Annotated in this window: 18 protein-coding genes; 3 read left to right on the plus strand and 15 right to left on the minus strand. The window is 72.0% G+C overall.

Translation table 11 applies throughout. From position 1 onward, the window contains the following. Nucleotides 1–22 precede the first annotated feature (22 nt). The 7 genes from ICC28_RS03550 to ICC28_RS03580 all read right to left on the minus strand — a co-directional run bounded on the left by ICC28_RS03550 (nucleotide 23) and on the right by ICC28_RS03580 (nucleotide 7979). Nucleotides 23–811 carry a carbon-nitrogen hydrolase family protein gene (locus ICC28_RS03550; protein ID WP_188286896.1) on the minus strand — a complete coding sequence of 263 codons (789 nt, stop codon included), beginning with the start codon at nucleotides 809–811 and terminating at the stop codon, nucleotides 23–25. A 571-nt stretch (nucleotides 812–1382) separates the two neighbouring features. Beyond that, nucleotides 1383–2567 carry an MFS transporter gene (locus tag ICC28_RS03555; RefSeq protein WP_188286897.1) on the minus strand — a complete coding sequence of 395 codons (1185 nt, stop codon included), beginning with the start codon at nucleotides 2565–2567 and terminating at the stop codon, nucleotides 1383–1385. A 91-nt stretch (nucleotides 2568–2658) separates the two neighbouring features. Beyond that, nucleotides 2659–4110 (minus strand): HAD-IA family hydrolase, encoded by a 1452-nt coding sequence (locus tag ICC28_RS03560; protein ID WP_188286898.1) that lies wholly within the window; start codon nucleotides 4108–4110, stop codon nucleotides 2659–2661. Further along, the gene (locus ICC28_RS03565) at nucleotides 4107–5168 is read right to left on the minus strand and encodes an ABC transporter ATP-binding protein (RefSeq protein ID WP_188286899.1); all 1062 of its coding nucleotides are present in this window, start codon (nucleotides 5166–5168) and stop codon (nucleotides 4107–4109) included. The genes ICC28_RS03560 and ICC28_RS03565 overlap by 4 nt, the downstream gene beginning before the upstream one ends. Continuing rightward, complete coding sequence (locus ICC28_RS03570) at nucleotides 5165–5977, minus strand: ABC transporter permease (RefSeq protein ID WP_188286900.1); 813 nt, start codon at nucleotides 5975–5977, stop codon at nucleotides 5165–5167. Before ICC28_RS03570 ends, ICC28_RS03565 begins: the two co-directional genes overlap by 4 nt. Next, the gene (locus tag ICC28_RS03575; protein ID WP_188286901.1) at nucleotides 5965–6849 is read right to left on the minus strand and encodes an ABC transporter permease; all 885 of its coding nucleotides are present in this window, start codon (nucleotides 6847–6849) and stop codon (nucleotides 5965–5967) included. The genes ICC28_RS03570 and ICC28_RS03575 overlap by 13 nt, the downstream gene beginning before the upstream one ends. Then, nucleotides 6846–7979: an ABC transporter substrate-binding protein gene (locus ICC28_RS03580; RefSeq protein WP_223188359.1), complete on the minus strand. Its 1134-nt coding sequence runs from the start codon at nucleotides 7977–7979 to the stop codon at nucleotides 6846–6848. Before ICC28_RS03580 ends, ICC28_RS03575 begins: the two co-directional genes overlap by 4 nt. Before the next feature lie 221 nt (nucleotides 7980–8200). Between ICC28_RS03580 and ICC28_RS03585 the strand changes: the two genes are divergently transcribed. Both ICC28_RS03585 and ICC28_RS03590 read left to right on the plus strand, forming a co-directional pair. Then, entirely contained in the window at nucleotides 8201–8941 is a 741-nt protein-coding gene (locus tag ICC28_RS03585) for a GntR family transcriptional regulator (protein WP_188286902.1), read from the plus strand. Between the two features lie 76 nt (nucleotides 8942–9017). Further along, entirely contained in the window at nucleotides 9018–9557 is a 540-nt protein-coding gene (locus tag ICC28_RS03590; RefSeq protein ID WP_223188327.1) for a hypothetical protein, read from the plus strand. On the opposite strand, the gene ICC28_RS03595 is transcribed toward ICC28_RS03590, so the two are convergent. The 7 genes from ICC28_RS03595 to rpe all read right to left on the minus strand — a co-directional run bounded on the left by ICC28_RS03595 (nucleotide 9550) and on the right by rpe (nucleotide 15874). Continuing rightward, nucleotides 9550–10002, minus strand: coding sequence for an Lrp/AsnC family transcriptional regulator (locus ICC28_RS03595; protein ID WP_015661832.1), 453 nt, complete (start codon nucleotides 10000–10002; stop codon nucleotides 9550–9552). The genes ICC28_RS03590 and ICC28_RS03595 overlap by 8 nt on opposite strands. A gap of 10 nt (nucleotides 10003–10012) precedes the next feature. Beyond that, the gene (locus tag ICC28_RS03600) at nucleotides 10013–11482 is read right to left on the minus strand and encodes an amino acid permease (protein ID WP_188286903.1); all 1470 of its coding nucleotides are present in this window, start codon (nucleotides 11480–11482) and stop codon (nucleotides 10013–10015) included. Between the two features lie 310 nt (nucleotides 11483–11792). Continuing rightward, the gene (locus tag ICC28_RS03605; protein WP_188286904.1) at nucleotides 11793–13235 is read right to left on the minus strand and encodes a GuaB1 family IMP dehydrogenase-related protein; all 1443 of its coding nucleotides are present in this window, start codon (nucleotides 13233–13235) and stop codon (nucleotides 11793–11795) included. A gap of 131 nt (nucleotides 13236–13366) precedes the next feature. After that, nucleotides 13367–13660 (minus strand): barstar family protein, encoded by a 294-nt coding sequence (locus ICC28_RS03610; protein WP_188286905.1) that lies wholly within the window; start codon nucleotides 13658–13660, stop codon nucleotides 13367–13369. Next, complete coding sequence (locus ICC28_RS03615) at nucleotides 13657–14022, minus strand: ribonuclease domain-containing protein (protein ID WP_188286906.1); 366 nt, start codon at nucleotides 14020–14022, stop codon at nucleotides 13657–13659. The genes ICC28_RS03610 and ICC28_RS03615 overlap by 4 nt, the downstream gene beginning before the upstream one ends. 40 nt (nucleotides 14023–14062) lie before the next feature. Continuing rightward, nucleotides 14063–15073: a sugar-binding domain-containing protein gene (locus ICC28_RS03620; protein ID WP_223188360.1), complete on the minus strand. Its 1011-nt coding sequence runs from the start codon at nucleotides 15071–15073 to the stop codon at nucleotides 14063–14065. A gap of 114 nt (nucleotides 15074–15187) precedes the next feature. Further along, nucleotides 15188–15874, minus strand: a complete 687-nt coding sequence (gene rpe, locus ICC28_RS03625) for a ribulose-phosphate 3-epimerase (protein WP_188286908.1) — start codon at nucleotides 15872–15874, stop codon at nucleotides 15188–15190. 167 nt (nucleotides 15875–16041) lie between these two features. On the opposite strand from rpe, the gene ICC28_RS03630 reads away from it, so the two are divergent. Next, on the plus strand, nucleotides 16042–18186 hold the full coding sequence (locus tag ICC28_RS03630) for an MMPL family transporter (protein ID WP_188286909.1): 2145 nt from the start codon (nucleotides 16042–16044) through the stop codon (nucleotides 18184–18186). Here ICC28_RS03630 and ICC28_RS03635 read toward each other — a convergent pair. Beyond that, nucleotides 18167–19585 carry an RsmB/NOP family class I SAM-dependent RNA methyltransferase gene (locus tag ICC28_RS03635; protein WP_188286910.1) on the minus strand — a complete coding sequence of 473 codons (1419 nt, stop codon included), beginning with the start codon at nucleotides 19583–19585 and terminating at the stop codon, nucleotides 18167–18169. The two genes, ICC28_RS03630 and ICC28_RS03635, sit on opposite strands and share 20 nt — an antisense overlap. Between the last annotated feature and the right edge of the window lie 25 nt (nucleotides 19586–19610).

A 19610-nucleotide genomic window follows, 5' to 3' on the forward strand; every position in this document is an offset into this window, starting at 1 on the left:
TGCGGGGGAAGAAGGCGGGGTGTCAGACCAGGGACCCGTAGAGGCCGGGGCGGCGGTCCGTCAGATACGGGTTGGCCTCGCGGGAGGCGGCGACGAAGGCCGGGTCCACGTCGGCGAGGACGAGATCCTCGGCGCGTCCGGCGCGGGTGCGGGCGACCCCGTCGGGGCCGGCCAGCGTGGAGAGGCCGACGAACTCGAACTCCCCTTCCCGGCCGACCCGGTTGACGTACGCGACGTACATCTGGTTCTCGAACGCGCGCACCGGGATCATCGACTCGGCGACGAACTGGAACGGGTGCATCTGCGCGGTCGGGACGACCAGGAGGTCGGTACCGGCGAGGGCGTGGGCGCGGACGTTCTCCGGGAACTCCACGTCGTAGCAGATCATGAGGCCGACGCGGACGCCGCCCAGCTCGGTCTGGACGACCGGCTGCTCGCCCGGTGTGAAGTGGTCGCGCTCGAAGCAGCCGAAGAGGTGGGTCTTGCGGTAGTTGGCGAGGCGGGTGCCGTCGGCGGAGATCAGCTGCGCCGAGTTGTACACCGTGTCGGCGTCCCGCTCCGGGTAGCCGTACGCGAGGGCGACGCCGTGCCGCGAGGCGATCTCCGCGACCGCGTCCGCGCTGTCCCCGTCGGCGGGCTCGGCGAGGCGGGCGATGTCGTCGCCGATCGCGTACCCGGTCAGGAACATCTCCGGCGCGGCCAGCAGCCCGGCTCCCGCGGCGGCGGCACGGCCCGCGGCCTCGTCGAGCACCTTGAGGTTCCCGACGACCGAGCCGGGACGGCCGGAGCTCTGGAGCAGGGCGGTGCGCATGCGTGTCCTCACCGGGGCGAAAGGGGTGGTTGTGGGGGCCACGTAGACGGTACGGGCGGCGGCCTCGGCCGGACAAGGAGGAGCCGTTGCGCGCTGGTGAGCGGTTTGTTGCGTCGGGGGTGGGGGTGGCGGCGATTCGTTGCGCGGTCCGGGGAGCACTCCTTGGGCAGCGCGCGAAAGCCCTCGCCCAGCTCCCCACCCCTCACGGAGCGGACCTGGGGACGCGCCTACGAGAGGCACGGTGAGCGCTGGGCAGGCTCCCACCCTGCGGAGCGGCACCGGAGCCCTTTACGCGGGGCACGGGGAATACTCACGCAGCTCCCCACCCCCGCGGACCTGCCCCGAGAAGCCCCCTCCGCGAGGCGCGGCGACATACTCGCGCAGCTCGCAGCCCCGCAGCCCACAAGCCCGCAGCCCACAAGCCCACAGCCCGCCAGCCCACAGCCGCCAGCCCCGCGGAGCGCCCCTTCAGCGACACGGGGACCTACGTGCGCGGCCCCCGCCCCCTGCGAACCGCCCCTTCGGAAGCGCGGGACGCGCCCGCGCAGCCCGCCGCCCCCGCCGAGGTACGTCAGTCCACCCCCCGTCGAGCCCTCAGCACCCCCGCCGTCACCAGGTACGGCACCGCGAACGCGGCGAAGACGAAGCCGTGGGCGGCCGCTCCGCCGAGTACCGCGTACGCGCCGTACACGGTGATCGTGCCCACTTCCGTGGCGAGCCCGGCGACCGAGGTGAGCGTGGCCCGGCCGGTGCCCTCGATGCGGTGCTGGAGGCGGACGTCGGCGAGGACGGTGGCCAACTGGAAGCCGCCGAAGGCGAGAGCGACGAGGACGAGGCCGAGCGGCGTGCGGACGCCGGCGCCCAGGGCCAGGGCGAGGGCGGCGCCCGCCAGCAGCCAGGCGAGGCCGCGGGTGCCCAGGCGTTCGGCCCGCCCGGCGAGCAGGCTGCCCGCGGTGGCTCCCGTCCAGATCAGCAGGAGCAGATAGGGCACCCGCTCGTCGGGCACGCCGGTGTCCCGGACCAGCAGCGGGGTGTACTCGTCGAGCGCGCCCCACACGGCACCGACGGCCGGCACGAGCAGCAGCGCGCCGCGCAGGGAACGGTCGCGGCGGGCCTCGGCGAGTCCGGACCGCAGGGTCGCCGACCAGTTGCCGTGCCCGGCCGCCGCCCTGGGATGCTCCGGGAACCGGGTCGCGAGCGCGGCCGTCAGCAGGCAGGCCAGCACGCTCGCCGCGCCCACCGCCCGATAGCCGCCGGACGCGAACACCGGCCCGGCCGCCGCCATCGCGGCCATGACGGCGATCAGGCCCGCGGCCCGGGCCCGGCCCATCACCCGCGCGTACCGGCCGGCCGCGCCTAGCCGGTCGAGTTCGTCGTAGACCAGTGCCTCCAACGCGCCGGAGGCCAGCGCTCCGCTCGCGCCCCACAGGACGAAGCCGACGGCGAAGGCCCAGTACGACGGGACGAGGATCCACAGGGCGAAGCCGGCCGCGGTGAGCAGTGGGCCGAGCCACAGCAGCAGTCGGCGCGAGACGGCGTCGGCCCAGGCGCCGGAGGGGACCTCCAGGGCCACGCCGGTGATCGACCACAGGGCGAAGAGGGAGGAGATCTGCCACAGCGACAGCCCGGTGTCGGCGAACAGCAGCGCGTAGACCGGGTAGAGCAGGACGAAGTCGTCGAGGAACGTGTAGCCGTACAGCGTGGCCGTCAGGCGGCGGACGCCGGTGGCGGGCACGCGTGCGGGTGAGAGTGTCATGAGGCCTTCCCGAGGGGGCGGATCGGACGCGGTCGGTACGGCGTCCGAGGCGGCCCTCGGCAGGCACGGCTGGTGGATCAATGTCGCCAGGTCATGACACCGATCCTAGGAGACCTCCGCTCCCGCGCGCCACGGAGAATGTGGTGATCACGGCCGCGTGGTCGGAGGGCCAGTCGTTGTCCTCGACGTCCGGCCAGAGCCGCGGACGGCCGCTGACGTGCGTACGGGAGTCGAGCACCCCGAGGCCCCGGTGGAGCACGAAGTCGATCCGGTCCTGCGGCTCGGGGCCGCCGCTGCCGTCCTCGCGCTCGGCGTGGACGGGCGACCAGGTGTGCCCGGGGTCGCGGAGCGGGTCGGGGTTGGCCTGCCGGTAGGAGTCGCGGAAGCCCGCCTCCTCGGCGGCCTTCGTCACCGGCCAGGCGACGCCCGGCCGGTCCAGGTGCGAGGGGCAGTTGAAGTCGCCCACCAGCACGGCCGGCACGCAGTCGTCAATCCGGCTCAGGGTGTCCCGCATCTGCGCGAGCCGGACGCCTTCGTGGACGGTCGGGTCGCCGTCGGTCACGTAGGGCCCGTACGACCGGTAGTCGAGATGGACCGTCCAGATGTCGATCTCCCGGCCCGCTACGGCGATCCGGGCGCCGGCCGCCCCGTAGAAGCCGACGTCCGGGTCGCCCAGCCGGGCCGTGATCGGGAAGCGGCTGACGATGCCGAGGTTCTCCCCGGCGCGGTGGTGGTGCCAGCCGAGCGCCTCGGCGAGTTCCTCGGCGGCGCTGCCGTACGTCTCCTGCAGTCCGACCACGTCCACGCCGGTCTCGGTGATGACCTTGAGCTGCTTGGCCCGGTGGTCGCGCACCTTGGTGCCGCCGTACCAGAGGTTCCAGCTCATGACGCGCAGCTCGTACGGGAGCAGGGCGCGCAGCCGGTCCGGGGTGACGCCGGCCAGGGTGTCCAGGACGGTCCGTCCGGGGGCCGCCTCGACGGGGGCCAGCGAGGGCACGGCGAGGACCGCGCAGCCGGCCGCCTCGGCGGAGCTGATGCCGGTCTGCGTGTCCTCGACGGCGACGCAGGCGGCGGGGTCGACCCCGAGGGCGTGGCAGGCGGCGAGGTAGGGATCGGGGGCGGGCTTGGTGTGCGCGGTGTCGTCGGCGGTGACGGTGACGGCGAAGCGGTGCGCGCCCAGGGCCTGCAGAACGGTGTCGGCGACGGCCCGGGGCGAGGCGGTGACCAGCGCGGTGGGCACGCCCTCGCGGGCCAGGGCGTCGAGCAGGTCGAGGGCGCCGGGGCGGGGCACGATGCCGGTGCGGACCCGGTCGGCGAACTCCCGGTGCAGGGCCGCGGCGAGGTCCGCGGCCGGCCGGCCGGTCCGCCCGGCGAGCCAGTCGGCGGTGTGCTCGACCGGGCGGCCCAGCACCTCCGTCTCGTCGGCGGCGGTCAGCGGCCGCCCGGCTACCTGCGCCACGGCCTCCCACCACAGTCGCTCGGTGTCGACGAGGGTGCCGTCCATGTCGAAGAGCACGGCTTGCAGCATGTCGGTCTCTCTCATCCCGCTCGTCCCCGGGTACGTTCCGCCACCAGCACCGGCCGCTGCGGCAGTGACACCCGCACGGCGGTGCCGGGCGCGGGCGCCTCGTGGGCGGGCAGGTCGGCCTTGACCTCGGTGCCGTCGGCGAGCCGGACGGTGACCCGCACGACCGCCCCCAGGAACGCGGTGGCCACGACCCGGGCATCGCCCGTCTCCTCGGCCCGCACCCGGACGGCCTCGGGGCGCACCAGCACGTCGACCTCACTCAGGTCCGGCGGCTGCCCGTCGACGGGCAGCCGCTGCCCGAGCACCTCGACCTCGAGCCCCTTCAGGATGCCGGGCAGACGGCTCATCGTGCCGACGAACTCGGCGACGAAGGCGGTGGCGGGCCGTCCGTACAACTCGGCCGGGGCCGCGCACTGTTCGAGGCGTCCGGCGCGCATGACGGCGACCCGGTCGGCCATGGACAGCGCCTCCTCCTGGTCGTGCGTGACGAACAGGGTGGTGATGCCGAGTTCCTGCTGGAGCCGCCGGATCTCCTCGCGCAGGTTCGTGCGGACCTTGGCGTCGAGCGCGGAGAGCGGCTCGTCGAGCAGCAGGACCCGGGGGCGCAGGGCGAGCGCGCGGGCGAGCGCCACGCGCTGCTGCTGTCCGCCGGAGAGCTGGTGCGGGAACCGCCCGCCCTTGTCGGCGAGGCCGACCAGCTCCAGCAACTCGGCGGCGCGGGCCCGCCGTTCGGTAGTGCGCACCTTGCGCATCCGCAGCCCGAACGCCACGTTGTCGACCACGTCGAGGTGCGGGAAGAGGCTGTACGACTGGAACACCATCCCGGCGTCGCGCCGGTGCGCGGGTACGCCGGTGACGTCCTCGCCGTCCACCAGCACCGCCCCGGAGTCGGGGTGTTCGAACCCGGCGAGCATGCGCAGGGCGGTGGTCTTGCCGCAGCCGGACGGGCCGAGCAGGGCGAGGAGTTCACCGGGCCTCACGGTCAGGTCGAGGCCGTCGAGGGCGACGGTGGTGCCGAACTCCCTGCGCAGGCCGCGGAATTCGACGGTGGTCGCCTTGTCGAGCGTTTTCATGATCGGGAGTCCTTATGAGTACGCCCGCCGAAGCCGGCGAGCACGAGCAGCAGCACCCAGGTCACGAGCAGACTGAGCACGGACACGGCGACGGACAACTGGGCCTGCGAGCCGCTGACGTTGACGATCCACACCGCGAAGGGCCGGAAGCCGAGCAGTTGCGCCACGGTGAACTCGCCGAGCACCAGGGCGAAGGTGAGGAAGGAGGCGTTGAGCAGCGCGCCGCGCAGATTGGGCAGCACGGCCCGTACCAGCGCCTGCGGCCACCCCGCCCCGCAACTGCGCGCGGCCTCGACGAGGGTGCGCACGTCGACGCCGCGCAGCCCGGCGTCCAGCGCCCGGTACACGAACGGCAGCGCCATCACGACGTACGCCAGGACCAGCACGACGGGGAAGTCCGGGTTCTGGATCGCCACGAACGTCTGGAACAGCGGCGTGCGCGACAAATGCTCGGGGCCCCACTTCAGGACGGTGCCGATGCCCGCGACGAACGCGATCGGCGGGACGACCAGCGGCAGCGAGCACACCACCTCGACCACCGGCCGCAGCCGGGCGGCGCCGAGCCGCAGCGCGACGGTGGCCGGCACCATCAGCAGCAGGACGACGGCGATGGTGGCGGCGGCCAGCTGCAGCGAGAGCAGCAGGCTGGTCAGGAAGCCGTCGGTGGCGAAGATCCGCGTGTAGGCGTCGAAGTTGAGGCCCCGGCCGGGCACGTCGACCGTGAAGACGACCGAGGCGGCCAGCGGCACCAGGAAGTACAGTCCGGCGAGGCCGAGCACGCCCCACCGCCACAGGCTCAGGCGAGCCATCGCGCGCTCCGTCGTTGCAGGGGCAGGTAGACGGCCATGACCAGGCCCGCGACCAGGACCATGTCGAGGCTGAGGGCGAGGGCCACGTTCTCCTGGCCGACCAGGACGTTGCCGGAGAGGGCGTCGGCAATCTGGAGGGTGACCAGCGGGACGGAGCTGCCCACCATCGCGGCGGCGGTGGCGTAGGCGGCGAAGGCGCTGCCGAAGAGGAGCACGAACCCGCCGAGCAGGGAGGGCAGCAGGACGGGCAGGGCGACGTACCGCCAGTACTGCACGACCGTGGCGCCGTTGTTCTGCGCGGCCTCGCGCCACTGGACGCGCAGCCCTTCCAGCGCCGGGCTGATGGTGAGCACCATCAGCGGGATCAGGAAGTACAGGTAGACGATCACCAGTCCCCAGAAGCTGTACAGGTCCCAGCCCTTGTCGCTCAGGCCCAGGTGCCGGGTGAGCACACCGGCGTTGCCGAGGGTGGCGACGAAGGCGAAGGCGAGCGGGACGCCGCCGAAGTTGGCGAGCACCCCGGAGGCGGTGAGCACGGCCTCGCGCAGCGCGCGGGAGCGGGAGGTCACCACGGCCTGCGCGAGGGGCAGTCCGAGGAGGGCGGCGAGCGCGGCGCAGACGGCGGACAGCTTGACGCTGCCGAGCAGGGCCGTCAGATAGGCGCCCTGGAGGGAGGCGCTCAGGTTGGCCGTGCTGTACGCGCCGGTGTCCTTGGCCGTGAAGGCGCCGTCCAGGACGGCGAAGGCGGGCAGCCCGAAGGCGAGCGCGGTGAAGCCGAGCAGCGGGACGACGGCGAGCCCGCCGAGGGACCGGCGCCGCCGCTGCACCGCGGCGGCGGGCGCCGTGTCGGCCCGGGTGAGGGTGGCCGTCATCCTGCGACGGCCCCCGCCCAGCCCTGTCCCAGGACCGTCTTGGCCTTGTTCTGCTGGGCCTCGGTCGGGAAGGAGGGCGTGCCGGAGACCTCGGGCAGCTTGGCCGCGGCGGCCTTGTCGAGGGTGCCGGCCTTGTCCATGGCGATCATCAGGGCGGGCCGGGCGTAGCCCTTGAGCCACAGGTTCTGGCCCTCGGCGCTGTAGAGGTACTCCTCCCACAGGCGGGCGGCCGCCGGGTGCGGGGCGTCCTTGTTGATCGCCTGGGAGTAGTACTGGGAGAACTTGCCGTCCTCCGGCACCGACACCTGCCAGTCGACGCCCTTGGACCTGAACTCCTCGGCGTACCCGGCGTTGAGGTAGTCCCAGTCGATGCTGATGGGCGTCTCGCCCTGCTCGACGGTGGCCGGGGTGGACTCCACGGGCGTGTAGTTGCCGTTCTTCTTCAGCTTGGCGAAGAAGTCGAGGCCGGGCTCGATGTCGTCGAAGGAGCCGCCGTTGGCGAGGGCGGCGGCCCAGACGCCGCCGAAGGCCGAACCGGACTTGGTGGGGTTGCCGTTGAGCGCGACTTGGCCCTTGTAGACCGGCTTCAGCAGGTCGGCGAAGGTCTGGGGGCAGACCTTGACCCGCTTGGCGTCGCAGCCGATGGAGATGTAGCCGCCGTAGTCGTTGTACCAGCGGCCCTGCGCGTCCTTCTGCTCGGCCGGGAGGTCGTCGAAGGCCGCCACCTTGTACGGCGCGAGCAGCCCCTGCTCGGCGGCGCTCAGCGCGAAGGAGCTGCCCAGGTCGAGGACGTCGGGCGCGCGGTCCTGGCCCTTCCTGGACGTGACGGCGTTGATCTCGTCCTGACTGGAGCCGTCCGGGTTCTCCACCTCGACCTTGATGCCGTACTTCTTCTCGAAACCGTCGATGAGGGCGCCGTAGTTGGCCCAGTCGCGGGGCAGCGCGATGGCGTGCAGCCTGCCCTCCTTCTTGGCCGCCTGCACCAGCGCGTCCATGCCGCCGAAGTCGGCGGCGGAGGTGGCGGTGGCGGCGCTCTTGCCGTCGGCGGTGGTCGACGCGTCGTCGGGGGCCGCACCGCAGGCGCTCAGCGCGAGCGCGGCGACGACGGCGAGGGCGGCGGTTCTGGGCAGGGACACGGTTCTCTCCAGGGGACGCGCGAGGGTGCAGGAGATCTAGGAGGCAACTTGTCTGAACAAGTTGGCCTCAGTACGCCCGCCGCGGGTGTCCCGTTCGTAAACAGTGGCGAAACCCTGACCCCTGATTCCGTGCACACTCCCGGCCGGCGTGGATCTGCCACGGATGTCGATTACGCTGCTCACGCTGTGCACAGCGACCGAACCAGAGGGGGAGCATGGCGGCGCGACACGAGAAGATCGCCGACGAACTGCGCCGGGCGATCGACCGCGAGGAGTACACCGTCGGCGGCCTGCTGCCCGCCGAGACGGAACTCGCCGCCCGCTACGGCGTCTCGCGCGGCACGGTCCGCCAGGCGCTCGCGGCGCTCACCGCCGAGGGGCTGATCGGCTCGCGCCAGGGCGCCCGGCGCGTAGTGCTGGCCGGCCGCCGCAGCCAGAGCTTCGCCGAACTGCGCAGCTTCGCCCAGTGGGCCCGCGCGATGGGCCGCGAGGCGACCGGGCACGTGGTGAGCCAGGAGTACCGCCCGGCCACCGCCGAGGACGCCGGACGCCTCCAACTGGCCGTCGGCACACCGGTGTTGCACGTCCTGCGGATCCGCGGGCTGGACGGCGAGCCGGTACTGCTGGAGCGGACCGTGTACGCCGACTGGATCTCCCCGGCCGTCGAGGGCATCGAGCCGGACTGCCCGTCGGTCACCCAACGCCTGTACGACGACACGGGGTTGGTCTTCGCCTACGGCGAGCACGTCATCGACGCGGTGGCGGCGGGCGCCCGGGACGCGGAGCTGCTCGGCGTCCGCCGCACCAGCCCGCTGCTGCGGGTCCGCCGGGTGACCACGACCCGCGAGGGCCGCCCGGTGGAGTGGTCGGACGACCGCTACCGCTCGGACGCGGTGAGCTTCAGCGTGCACAACTCGACGGGCAACAACGCCCTGGCCCGGACGACGCCCGGCTGACCCCTCCCCCGAACGGCTGACCCGCTCCTCCCGGCGGAGGACGCCACCGCCCGCACCGGCCCACAAGACTTCCCTCATGGACGTCACCACACACCTCGCGCTCCCCCACGTCGACGAGCACACGACGGTCGTCCCCGCACCGGCGGACGCCGTCTGGCGGGAGCTCGGCAAGGTCCTGGACCACTCCTTCGGCCACGGGCGCGCCGGCGCGGTCGCCCGCCTGCTCGGCTGCCCCGACCACACGCCGTCCGGCCCCCGCCCCCTGGCCGAGGGCTCGACGCTCACCGGCTTCCGGGTGGCCGCGGCGACCCCGAACCGAGAGCTGCTCCTCATCGGACGCCACCACTTCTCGACGTACGCCCTGATCCTCCGCCTGGACGAGGCGGCCCCGGGCCGCACTCGCCTGCGCGCCGAAACCCGGGCAAGGTTCCCCGGCCCGGCAGGAGCCCTCTACGGCCGGCTGGTCATAGGCACAGGCGGCCACGCCCTCTTCACACGGCACCTACTAAGAACGGTAGAAAAACGCGCCCCAAAGGGGCGCGGGGCTGTGACATATGCGGCTCCGCCGCGTGGGCGCGAACAACCCCCACCGCCCCGCAGACAAAACCCTACGTAGGCGACCCGGACGAAAATCTCCGCAACAACGGCGACAACACCAACACCGACTTCGTCCGCTCCACGAACGGCTCCCCCGCGATCCGCTCAAGAACACGCTCAAAGTGCCGCATGTCCGAGGCGAAGACCTGCACCACCGCATCGGCCTCACCGGTGACGGTCGACGCGGCCACCACCTCCTGGTACCGCTCGAGCCCTCGCTGGATCGTCTCCGGCGAGGTGTTGCGACGGCAGTAGATCTCGACGAACCCCTCCGTCTCCCAGCCGAGCGCCGCCGGGTCCACCCGTACCGTGAATCCGGTGATGGCCCCGGTCGCGCGCAGCCTGTCCACGCGCCGCTTCACGGCGGGCGCGGACAGGCCGACGAGCTGCCCGATGTCCGCGTAGGAGCGGCGGGCGTCCTCGGCGAGGGCGTGCACGATGCGTTCGTCGAGATCGTTCAGCACTGCGGGTGGTTCACTTCGTTTCTGCTACGGCAAGACGGGAACGGCGATGGCCGTACACGAAGTAGAACACGAGACCCGCGGCCATCCAGAACCCGAAGACCACCCAGGTGACGGTGTCGAGGCTGAACATGTTGTACGCGCAGAACAGGAAGCCCAGCACCGGCAGCACCGGACCGAACGGGACCTTGAAGGTGCGCTCCAGCTCCGGGCGCCGGTAGCGCAGGACGATCACCGAGATGTTGACCAGCGCGAAGGCGAACAGCGTGCCGATGCTGGTGGCGTCGACGAGCTTGCCGAGCGGGATCAGGGCGGCGAGGACACCGCAGAACAGGGAGACGATGACCGTGTTCAGACGCGGGGTGCCGGTACGGACGTGGACCTTGCCGAGCGCCTTGGGCACCAGGCCGTCGCGGGACATCGCGAAGAGGATGCGGGTCTGGCCGAAGAGGACGGTCAGGACGACGCTCGCGATGGAGATGACCGCGCCCAGGGCGAGCAGGGTGCCCCAGAAGGTCTGGCCGCTGACGTCGTTCATGATCGCGGCGAGGGAGGCCTCCGAGCCCTCGAACTTCGTCCACTTCCAGGCGCCGACGGCGACGGCCGCGACGAGCACGTACAGCGCGGTCACGATGATCAGCGAGAGCATGATCGCGCGGGGCAGGTCCTTCTTGGGGTTCTTCGCCTCCTCACCGGCGGTGGAGGCGGCGTCGAAGCCGATGTAGGAGAAGAACAGGGTGGCACCGGCGGCGCTGACACCGGCCATGCCGAGCGGCATGAAGTCCTCGTAGTTGCCGGACCGGAAGCCCATGAAGCCGACCGCGCAGAACAGCACCAGCGCGGCGATCTTCACCGCGACCATGATGGTGTTGACGCGGGCGGACTCACGGACGCCGCCGAGCAGGAACACCATCGCCAGCAGGACCACGATCAGGGCCGGCAGGTTGACGATCCCGCCCTCACCGGGTGCCGAGGACAGGGCGGCCGGGATGGTGACGCCTATGGTCCCGTCCAGCAGCTCGTTGAGGTACTCGCCCCAGCCGACGGCGACGGCGGCCACCGAGACGCCGTACTCCAGCACCAGGCACCAGCCGCAGACCCAGGCGACGAGTTCGCCCATGGTTGCGTACGCATACGAGTACGAGGAACCGGCGACCGGGATGCTGCCCGCCAGCTCGGCGTACGACAGGGCCGAGAACAGGGCCGTGAGACCGGCGATGACGAACGCCAGGGTGACGGCCGGACCGGCCTTGGGGACGGCGTCGCCGAGGACGACGAAGATACCGGTGCCGAGCGTGGCACCGATGCTGATCATGGTGAGCTGCCACAGCCCGAGGGAGCGCCGCAGCGAGCCTCCCTCACCCTGGCCCCCCTCGGCGACCAGCTGTTCCACGGGCTTACGGCGCATCAGTCGCGCACCGAGCCCGGGGGAGGCGGGGGCGATCCGACTTCTGTCCTGCGGGGGTGCGCCTTGGTCGAGCACGCGCTGGGCTCCTTATCGCTGCCGGTCAGGGAGACGGGGACCGGCGGCACACCTGAGCAACAGGAACCCACCGAGCGGGGTCCCCGCCACGCCACGTACGAGGCGACAGCCTATGAGCTGGAGCGTTGCCGTAGTAATGCAGCAACCTTGCGCGTGACCGCATGATCATTGCGTTCATCGGAGCGGCGCGGATGTTCGTTGCACGGCGGCTGTCGACCGTTGCGCGAAGGCCCTTCCCGGGGCCCTTCCGGGCCCGGAAACACGAACGGGCCCCGTCGCATCGACGGGGGCCGTTCGCGATCGGGTCGCGTCAGCTCCAGCTGGCGTGCAGCGGCTTGCCCTCGGCGTAGCCGGCGGCGCTCTGGATGCCCACGACGGCCTTCTCGGCGAACTCCTCCAGGGAGCCGGCGCCGGCGTAGGTGCAGGACGAGCGGACGCCCGCGATGATCGAGTCGATCAGGTCCTCGACGCCCGGACGGGCCGGGTCGAGGAACATCCGCGAGGTGGAGATGCCCTCCTCGAACAGCCCCTTGCGGGCCCGGTCGTACGCGGACTCCTCCGAGGTGCGGTTGCGCACCGCACGCGCGGAGGCCATGCCGAAGGACTCCTTGTACAGCCGGCCGTTGGCGTCCTGCTGGAGGTCGCCCGGGGACTCGTAGGTGCCGGCGAACCAGGAGCCGATCATCACGTTGGACGCGCCCGCCGCCAGCGCCATGGCGACGTCGCGCGGGTGCCGGACGCCGCCGTCCGCCCACACGTGCTTGCCGTACTTCTTCGCCTCGGCCGCGCACTCCAGCACCGCCGAGAACTGCGGCCGGCCGACGCCGGTCATCATGCGGGTGGTGCACATGGCGCCCGGACCGACACCGACCTTGATGATGTCGGCACCGGCCTCGATCAGATCCCGGACGCCCTCGGCGGCGACGATGTTGCCGGCCACGATCGGCACCTGCGGGTCGAGCGCGCGGACCGTCCTGATCGCGCTGATCATCGACTCCTGGTGGCCGTGCGCGGTGTCGATGACGAGCGTGTCGACACCTGCGTCGAGCAGCTGCTTGGCCTTGCCGGCCACATCGCCGTTGATGCCGACGGCGGCGGCGATGCGCAGCCTGCCGTGCGCGTCCACGGCGGGCGTGTACAGCGTGGCGCGCAGGGCGCCCTTGCGGGTGAGGATGCCGGCCAGCTTGCCGTCGGCGTCGACGGCGGGGGCGTAGCGCCGGTTGTGGTGGTCGAGGGTGTTGAAGGCCTCGCGCGGGTCGATGTCCGCGTCGAGCAGCAGCAGGTCGCGGGACATGACCTCGGCGAGCTGCGTGAAGCGGTCCACACCGGTCAGGTCGGCGTCGGTGACCACGCCGACCGGCTTGGAGTCCTCGTCCACCACGACACCGGCGTTGTGCGCGCGCTTGGGCAGCAGCGCCAGGGCGTCGGCGACGGTCTGGTGCGGGGCCAGCACGATGGGGGTGTCCAGGACGTGGTGGCGGCTCTTGACCCAGGAGACGACGCCGGTGACGACCTCGATGGGAATGTCCTGCGGGATGACCACCAGTCCGCCGCGCCGGGCCATCGTCTCGGCCATACGGCGGCCGGCGATGGCGGTCATGTTGGCGACGACGAGCGGAATCGTGGTGCCCGTGCCGTCCGGGGAGCTGAGGTCCACGCCCTGCCGCGAGCCGACCGCCGAGCGGCTCGGCACCATGAACACGTCGTCGTACGTCAGGTCGTACGGGGGCTGGATGTCATTGAGGAAACGCACGTGCTGCACATCCCAGTCGATCAAAGGTGGCCCCCGGACAGGTCAGCCAGGGGGAAAGAGCACGTACTTCATTGTCCCATGTCGGCCGGAATGCCATACACAGTCTGTTCATCCAGGCTGGTCAGCGACGTCTAGGAGGATCCTCCAAGGGCGAGCGCCACGGTGACGGCGGAGGCGCCCGAGAACACCTCGGTGGCGATCTCCCACTCCTCCGGCCGCGCCTCGGCGTACGGCCGCCAGTTCCGTACGACGACCACGACGGCGTCCTCCGGCCACAGCCCGGGGTCCGAGAGGACGTCGGCCAGCGCGTCCCAGTTGCGGCCGAAGTAGTCCGGCAGCCCCAGGTCCCGCCGGCACCGGTCCATCAGGCCCGCCTTGTCGGTGACCCCCGCGAGGTCCAGCAGCCTGGCCGGGACGTCCGTCATCTCAGTACCGCCCTGAACGAGTCGTAGTGATCGTCGGTGTAGTAGACCTCGCCGCCCTGCCCGGTGACGAGGCGCCGGGCCCCGCGGTCGCGCGAGCCCGGCGTGGGGACGGTGTACTCGCGGTAGTAGCCGCGGCCGTGATCGGGCAGCAGCCCCTCGAAGTTCCCGAAGACGGAACCGTCCTTGGCGTACGGGAAGGGCCCGCCGTCGTCGATGAGTTCAAGAGTGCGGCGGGCCTCGACGGGAAGCTCGGCGACGGTGACCGTGGCCATCCCGGAGGGCGGATCGGAGTCGGTGGAGGCACATCCCGCCAGCAGGACGAGCAGACAGAGCAGCACCCGGGGAACGAACCGCAGCAGCATACGGACGATGCTGCCACGGCCCTTCCCCTGTGACCTTCTGTCAGAGGCCGTCCGGGTCGGCCCTGTTCAGCGCCGGTTTCGGCGTGGGGCCGGCCGCCATCAGCACGTCCGCCGCCGCCGTGTCCGTCACCAGGCTGGTGACCAGCCCGGAGCGCAGCACCGCGTCGATCGCGGACGCCTTGCGCTGCCCGCCCGCGATCGCCACGACCTCGGGGATACGGCGGAGCTGGTCGGTCTTGACGGTGATGCACCGCTCGCCCAGGTCCCGGCCGATCCGGCGGCCGTCGGCGTCGAAGAGGTGCGCCGACATCTCGGCGGCGACGCCGAGTGAGGCGTAGTGCGCCCGCTCCTGGTCGCTGAGCATGTCGTGCACCGTGGAGATGCCGGGCTCCCAGGAGCCGATGGAGACGCAGGCGACCGTGACCTTGTCGAAGTACTCGAAGGCCCGGGCGATCCCGGTCTGGTTGCGCAGCGCCGCCGCGGTGGCCGCGTCCGGCAGCAGCATCGGCGCGTAGATGGGGTGGGCGTCGCCGCCCGAGACCTGGGCCGCCCTGCGCACCGCCTCCACCGAACCGCGCTCGGCGGTACCGGCGTCGTAGACGCCCGTCAGCTGCACGACCGTGCACGGCGGCAGCCGGTCGAGGGCGGCCGCCATGTGGATGGTGGACCGGCCCCAGGCCAGCCCCAGCACATCACCCTCGTTCACCAGTTCGCCGAGCAGGTCAGCGGCCACTTCTCCCAGGTTCTCCGGATCGGGAGACTCCTCGGCCTCCGCCGGGGACTCCACCACGACGGCGTGCCGCAGGCCGTAGCGGGCGCGCAGCGCGTCCGAGCGCTCTGCGTCCAGCTCGGCGGGGACGCGGATCTCGATACGCACGAGATCCCGTTCGAGGGCGGTCTCCAGGACCCGGGCCACCTTGAAGCGGCTGACGCCGAACTCCTCCGCGATCTGGATCTTGGACTTGCCCTCGAGGTAGAAGCGGCGGGCCATGGCCGCCGCCTGCACCAGCTCAGCGGGTCCCATCCGCATGGCTGACCGGCCCGCCGACATACCCGACACGGCGATCTCCTCACTCCTGCTGTTCACACTCTGGATTCGCCGTTCATCCTCGCAGATTCGGCGCGCTTGATCAGCCCCGATGGGCGCCGTTCACGTTCCCTTGGCTCAGTGGTCGCATGCCCAGGCCGCGGACTTGGCCGCTCCTTCGGCCTGGGCGCGCAGGGCTCGCACCGCTTCGGCGGGGTCCTCGGCCCCGTAGACCGCCGAACCGGCCACGAAGACGTCCGCGCCCGCCTCCGCGCACTGCTCGATCGTCGAGGCCGAGACACCGCCGTCGACCTGGAGCCACAGCTCAAGGCCGTGCTTGCTGATCAACTCGCGGGTCCGGCGAATCTTCGGAAGCATGATGTCGAGGAACGCCTGGCCCCCGAAGCCCGGCTCGACCGTCATGATCAGCAGCATGTCGAGCTCGGGAAGCAGGTCCTCGTACGGCTCGATCGGCGTCGCGGGCTTGAGCGCCATGGAGGCACGAGCCCCCTTGGCGCGGATCTCGCGGGCCAGACGCACCGGCGCGGCGGCCGCCTCGACGTGGAAGGTGACGGAACCGGCCCCCGCCTCGACGTACTGGGGCGCCCACCGATCGGGGGCCTCGATCATCAGATGGCAGTCCAGCGGAGTGTCCGTCGCACGGGCGAGCGACTCTACGACCGGCACACCGAGCGTGAGGTTCGGGACGAAATGGTTGTCCATGACGTCGACATGGAGCCAGTCGGCTCCTTCGACCGCCTTCGCCTCGTCCGCGAGGCGGGCGAAGTCGGCGGACAGAATGCTGGGGTTGATCTGCACGGCCATGTACCAAGCCTGCCATGCCCTCCGGGGGTTGGGTGCATCGGTCCCGGGTGGTTGCTCTTCGCAGGCAGGTGCGGGCCGTCCGTGGCCGGTCGCGCAGTTCCCCGCGCCCCTTACGGGGCGCATCCCACCGTGCCATGCTTTTGCGCCATATGGCTCCGGGGGTGGCTATGACCGGGAAAGCAGGCATCGCGCATCTGGTCTGCGGGCGGCGGGGCAAGTGGGTCGTACTGGTGCTCTGGCTCCTCGTACTGCTCCTGACGGCGCCCTTCGCGCAGAAGCTCACCGACGCGCAGGACAACGACGCCGCCTCCTGGCTGCCGGGTTCGGCCGAGTCCACGCAGGTCCTTGAGGTCTCGGAGGACTTCCGGCCGGAGCAGATCCCGGCCGTCGTGGTGTACGCGCGCGAGAGCGGGCTGACGGCCGAGGACCGGGCCGCCATCGCCGAGGACGTCCGGCAGCTGAAGCAGTTGTCCGACCACGGCGTGCGCGGCGACGAGACCCGCGGCCCGGTCTTCGACCGGGAGACCGACCCGCGCGCGGCCCAGGTCTATGTGCCGATCACCATGGACGAGAAGGGCTGGGAGCGGATCGGACCCGCCGTCGACTCCATCCGGGACGACGTCGGCGAGGGCGGGGACGGACTCGCCGTGCACATCACGGGCCCGGGCGGCACCTCGGCCGACTTCTCCAAGGCCTTCGAGGGCATCGACTCCACCCTGCTGTTCGCGGCGATGTCGGTCGTCATCGTCATGCTGCTCATCACCTACCGCAGCCCCACGCTCCTGCTGATCCCGCTGCTCTCGGTGATCGCCGCCCTGTTCACCGCGCAGGCCCTGATCTACCTGCTCGCCGAGCACGCGGGCCTGACGGTCAACGGGCAGAGCGCGGGCATCCTCACCGTGCTGGTCTTCGGCGCGGGCACGGACTACGCGCTGCTGCTCGTCGCCCGCTACCGGGAGGAGCTGCGCCGCCACGAGGACCGGCACGAGGCGATGGCGCTGGCCCTGCACCGGGCGGGCCCGGCGGTGATCGCCTCCGGCGCGACCGTCGTGCTGAGCATGCTGGTGCTGCTCGCGGCCGAGATGAACTCCACCAGGGGCCTCGGCCCGGTGGCGGCGATCGGCGTGGCGGTCGGCCTGCTCGCGATGCTGACCCTGTTCCCCGCCCTACTGGTGATCTTCGGCCGGTGGATCTTCTGGCCGGTGATCCCGCACCTGGGCACCCCGAACCCGGCCGACCGGGGCCTGTGGGCCCGCATGGGCCACCGTATCGCCGTCCGCCCCCGCATGGTGTGGGGCGTCACGGCGGTGATCCTGGCGGTCTGCTCCCTCGGCCTGCTCCAGATGCGCGCCGAGGGCATCAGCAACGCGGACGCCTTCACCGACAAACCCGACTCCATCATCGGCCAGGAGGTCTCGGAGCGGTACTTCCCGGCGGGCAGCGGTGATCCGCTGGTGATCATCAGCAACCAGGCGCAGGCCGAGGAGGTCGGCCGCGCGGTCGCGGAGACCGAGGGCGTGGTTCCCGAGTCGCTGGGGCTGCCGCCGGGCACCAAACCCTCCTTCGAGGGCAAGGTGCTGTTCGAGGCCACGATGTCCGACCCCGCCGACAGCGAGGCCGCCAAGCGGACGGTGGAACGGGTCCGCGACGCCGTGCACGCGGTGCCGGACGCCGACGCGCAGGTCGGCGGCGGTACGGCCGCGCTGCTGGACATGGACGAGGCGACCACCCGCGACAACATCGTGATCATTCCGCTGGTGCTGGTGGTGGTCCTGCTGATCCTGTGCGCGCTGCTGCGCTCCCTGATCGCCCCGCTGCTGCTGATCGGCACGGTGATTCTGTCGTTCGCGGCGGCCCTCGGCATCAGCGCGCTGGCGTTCCGGCACCTCTTCGACTACGCGGGCGAGACGACCGACTTCCCGCTGTTCGTCTTCGTCTTCCTGGTCGCCCTGGGCATCGACTACAACATCTTCCTGACCACCCGCATCCGCGAGGAGGCGGTCCACCAGGGCACCCGCAAGGGCGTGGTGACCGGACTCGCCGCGACGGGCGCGGTCATCACCTCCGCGGGCCTGGTCCTGGCCGGTACCTTCGCCGCCCTGGGCACGCTGCCGATGGTGGCCTTCGCGGAGATCGGCTTCGCGGTGGCGCTGGGCGTGCTCCTGGACACGTTCGTCGTGCGGTCGGTGCTGGTGACGTCGCTCTTCCTGGACGTGGGGAAGAAGGTGTGGTGGCCCCACCGGCTCGCCCGGGAGGACGGCGGGGCCGAGGTTCGCGAACCGGCGGAGAGCGTCAGCCGGTCCGGCGGATGAGCGCCAGGTACATCGCGTCGGTCCCGTGCACATGCGGCCACAGCTGTACGTCGGGACCGTCGCCGAGTTCCGGCACACCGGGCAGCAGCGGCCGCGCGTCGATCGGCTCGGCCGACGGGAACTGCTTGAGCACGTCCTCGACGACCGCCCGCGTCTCGGCGAGATGCGGTGAGCAGGTGGCGTATCCGACGACGCCCCCGACCCGCACGGATTCGAGCGCGGTCCGCAGCAGCCCCCGCTGCAGCGGCGCGAAGGCGTCGAGATCCTCCGGCCGCCGCCGCCAGCGCGCCTCCGGCCGCCGCCGCAGCGCGCCGAGCCCGGTGCACGGCACGTCCATGAGCACCCGGTCGAAGGCCCCGGGCTGCCACGGCGGCCGGGTCCCGTCGGCGGCGATGACCTGGTACGGCCCCGGATTGCCGGCCAGCGCCTTGGCGACCAGCCCCGCCCGGTGCGGCTGCTTCTCCGAGGCCAGCAGCACGGCACCGCGCTCCGCGGCCAGCGCGGCGAGCAGCGCCGCCTTGCCGCCGGGCCCTGCGCACCCGTCGAGCCAGCGCGCGTCCGGACCGTCCAGGGGCGCGTTGGCGAGCGCCAGCGCGACGAGCTGACTGCCCTCGTCCTGCACCCCGGCCCGCCCGTCCCGTACGGCCTCGATGGCGCCGGGCTCGCCGCCCTCGGCCAGCCGCACGGCATACGGCGACCAGCGCCCCGGCACCGCGGCATCCTCGTCGAGCAGTTCCTCCGTCGTCGCCCGGCCGGGCCGGGCGACCAGGGTCACCTCGGGCCGCTCGTTGTCGGCTTCCAGCAGCTCCTCGACACCGGCGCGGCCGCCGCCGAGCGAGTCCCACAGTGCGGAGACGACCCAGCGCGGGTGGGAGTGGACGACGGCGAGGTGGTCCTCGGGGTCCTCGTCGTAGGGCGGCGCGACCCGCTCGATCCAGCCGTCGAGATCGTGCTGGGCGACCTTGCGCAGCACGGCGTTGACGAACTTGGCCCGCCCGTCGCCGAGGACGACGCGGGCGAGCTCGACGGTGGCGGACACCGCGGCGTGCGTCGGGATCCGCGTCCCCAGCAACTGGTGCGCGCCGAGGCTCAGCACGTCGAGCACCGGCGGGTCGACCTCCCTCAGCGGCCGGTCGACGCACTCGGCGAGGACGGCGTCGTACGTCCCCTGCCGCCGCAGCGTGCCGTACACCAGCTCGGTCGCCAGGGCGGCGTCGCGCCCGTCGAAGTCGCCCTTCTCCCGCGCCTTGCGCAGCAGCGGCGGCAGAACGAGGTTGGCGTAGGCGTCCCGCTCGTCCACGGCCCGCAGTGCCTCGAAGGCGAGGATGCGGACGGGGTCCTTCTGGGGCCGACGGTGGGGCTTGCCGGGTTTGCGGGGCCGACGGGAGGTGTCGCTCACGAAAAAGGTGCTCCGGATTACTGGC

Source organism: Streptomyces sp. TRM68416 (assembly GCF_014596915.1).
In the GTDB taxonomy this organism is placed as follows: domain Bacteria; phylum Actinomycetota; class Actinomycetes; order Streptomycetales; family Streptomycetaceae; genus Streptomyces.

What these genes read in the sequence shown, in the direction of transcription:
- ICC28_RS03610 (WP_188286905.1), bottom strand. Translation starts at nt 13,660, where the DNA reads ATGACGGACGTCCCGGCCAGGCTGCTGGACCTCGCGGGGGTCACCGAC.
- rpe (WP_188286908.1), bottom strand. Translation starts at nt 15,874, where the DNA reads ATGGCCGTGCAGATCAACCCCAGCATTCTGTCCGCCGACTTCGCCCGC.
- ICC28_RS03585 (WP_188286902.1), top strand. Translation starts at nt 8,201, where the DNA reads ATGGCGGCGCGACACGAGAAGATCGCCGACGAACTGCGCCGGGCGATC.
- ICC28_RS03575 (WP_188286901.1), bottom strand. Translation starts at nt 6,849, where the DNA reads ATGACGGCCACCCTCACCCGGGCCGACACGGCGCCCGCCGCCGCGGTG.
- ICC28_RS03570 (WP_188286900.1), bottom strand. Translation starts at nt 5,977, where the DNA reads ATGGCTCGCCTGAGCCTGTGGCGGTGGGGCGTGCTCGGCCTCGCCGGA.
- ICC28_RS03560 (WP_188286898.1), bottom strand. Translation starts at nt 4,110, where the DNA reads ATGAGAGAGACCGACATGCTGCAAGCCGTGCTCTTCGACATGGACGGC.
- ICC28_RS03550 (WP_188286896.1), bottom strand. Translation starts at nt 811, where the DNA reads ATGCGCACCGCCCTGCTCCAGAGCTCCGGCCGTCCCGGCTCGGTCGTC.
- ICC28_RS03590 (WP_223188327.1), top strand. Translation starts at nt 9,018, where the DNA reads ATGGACGTCACCACACACCTCGCGCTCCCCCACGTCGACGAGCACACG.
- ICC28_RS03565 (WP_188286899.1), bottom strand. Translation starts at nt 5,168, where the DNA reads ATGAAAACGCTCGACAAGGCGACCACCGTCGAATTCCGCGGCCTGCGC.
- ICC28_RS03630 (WP_188286909.1), top strand. Translation starts at nt 16,042, where the DNA reads ATGACCGGGAAAGCAGGCATCGCGCATCTGGTCTGCGGGCGGCGGGGC.
- ICC28_RS03555 (WP_188286897.1), bottom strand. Translation starts at nt 2,567, where the DNA reads ATGACACTCTCACCCGCACGCGTGCCCGCCACCGGCGTCCGCCGCCTG.
- ICC28_RS03615 (WP_188286906.1), bottom strand. Translation starts at nt 14,022, where the DNA reads ATGCTGCTGCGGTTCGTTCCCCGGGTGCTGCTCTGTCTGCTCGTCCTG.
- ICC28_RS03620 (WP_223188360.1), bottom strand. Translation starts at nt 15,073, where the DNA reads ATGTCGGCGGGCCGGTCAGCCATGCGGATGGGACCCGCTGAGCTGGTG.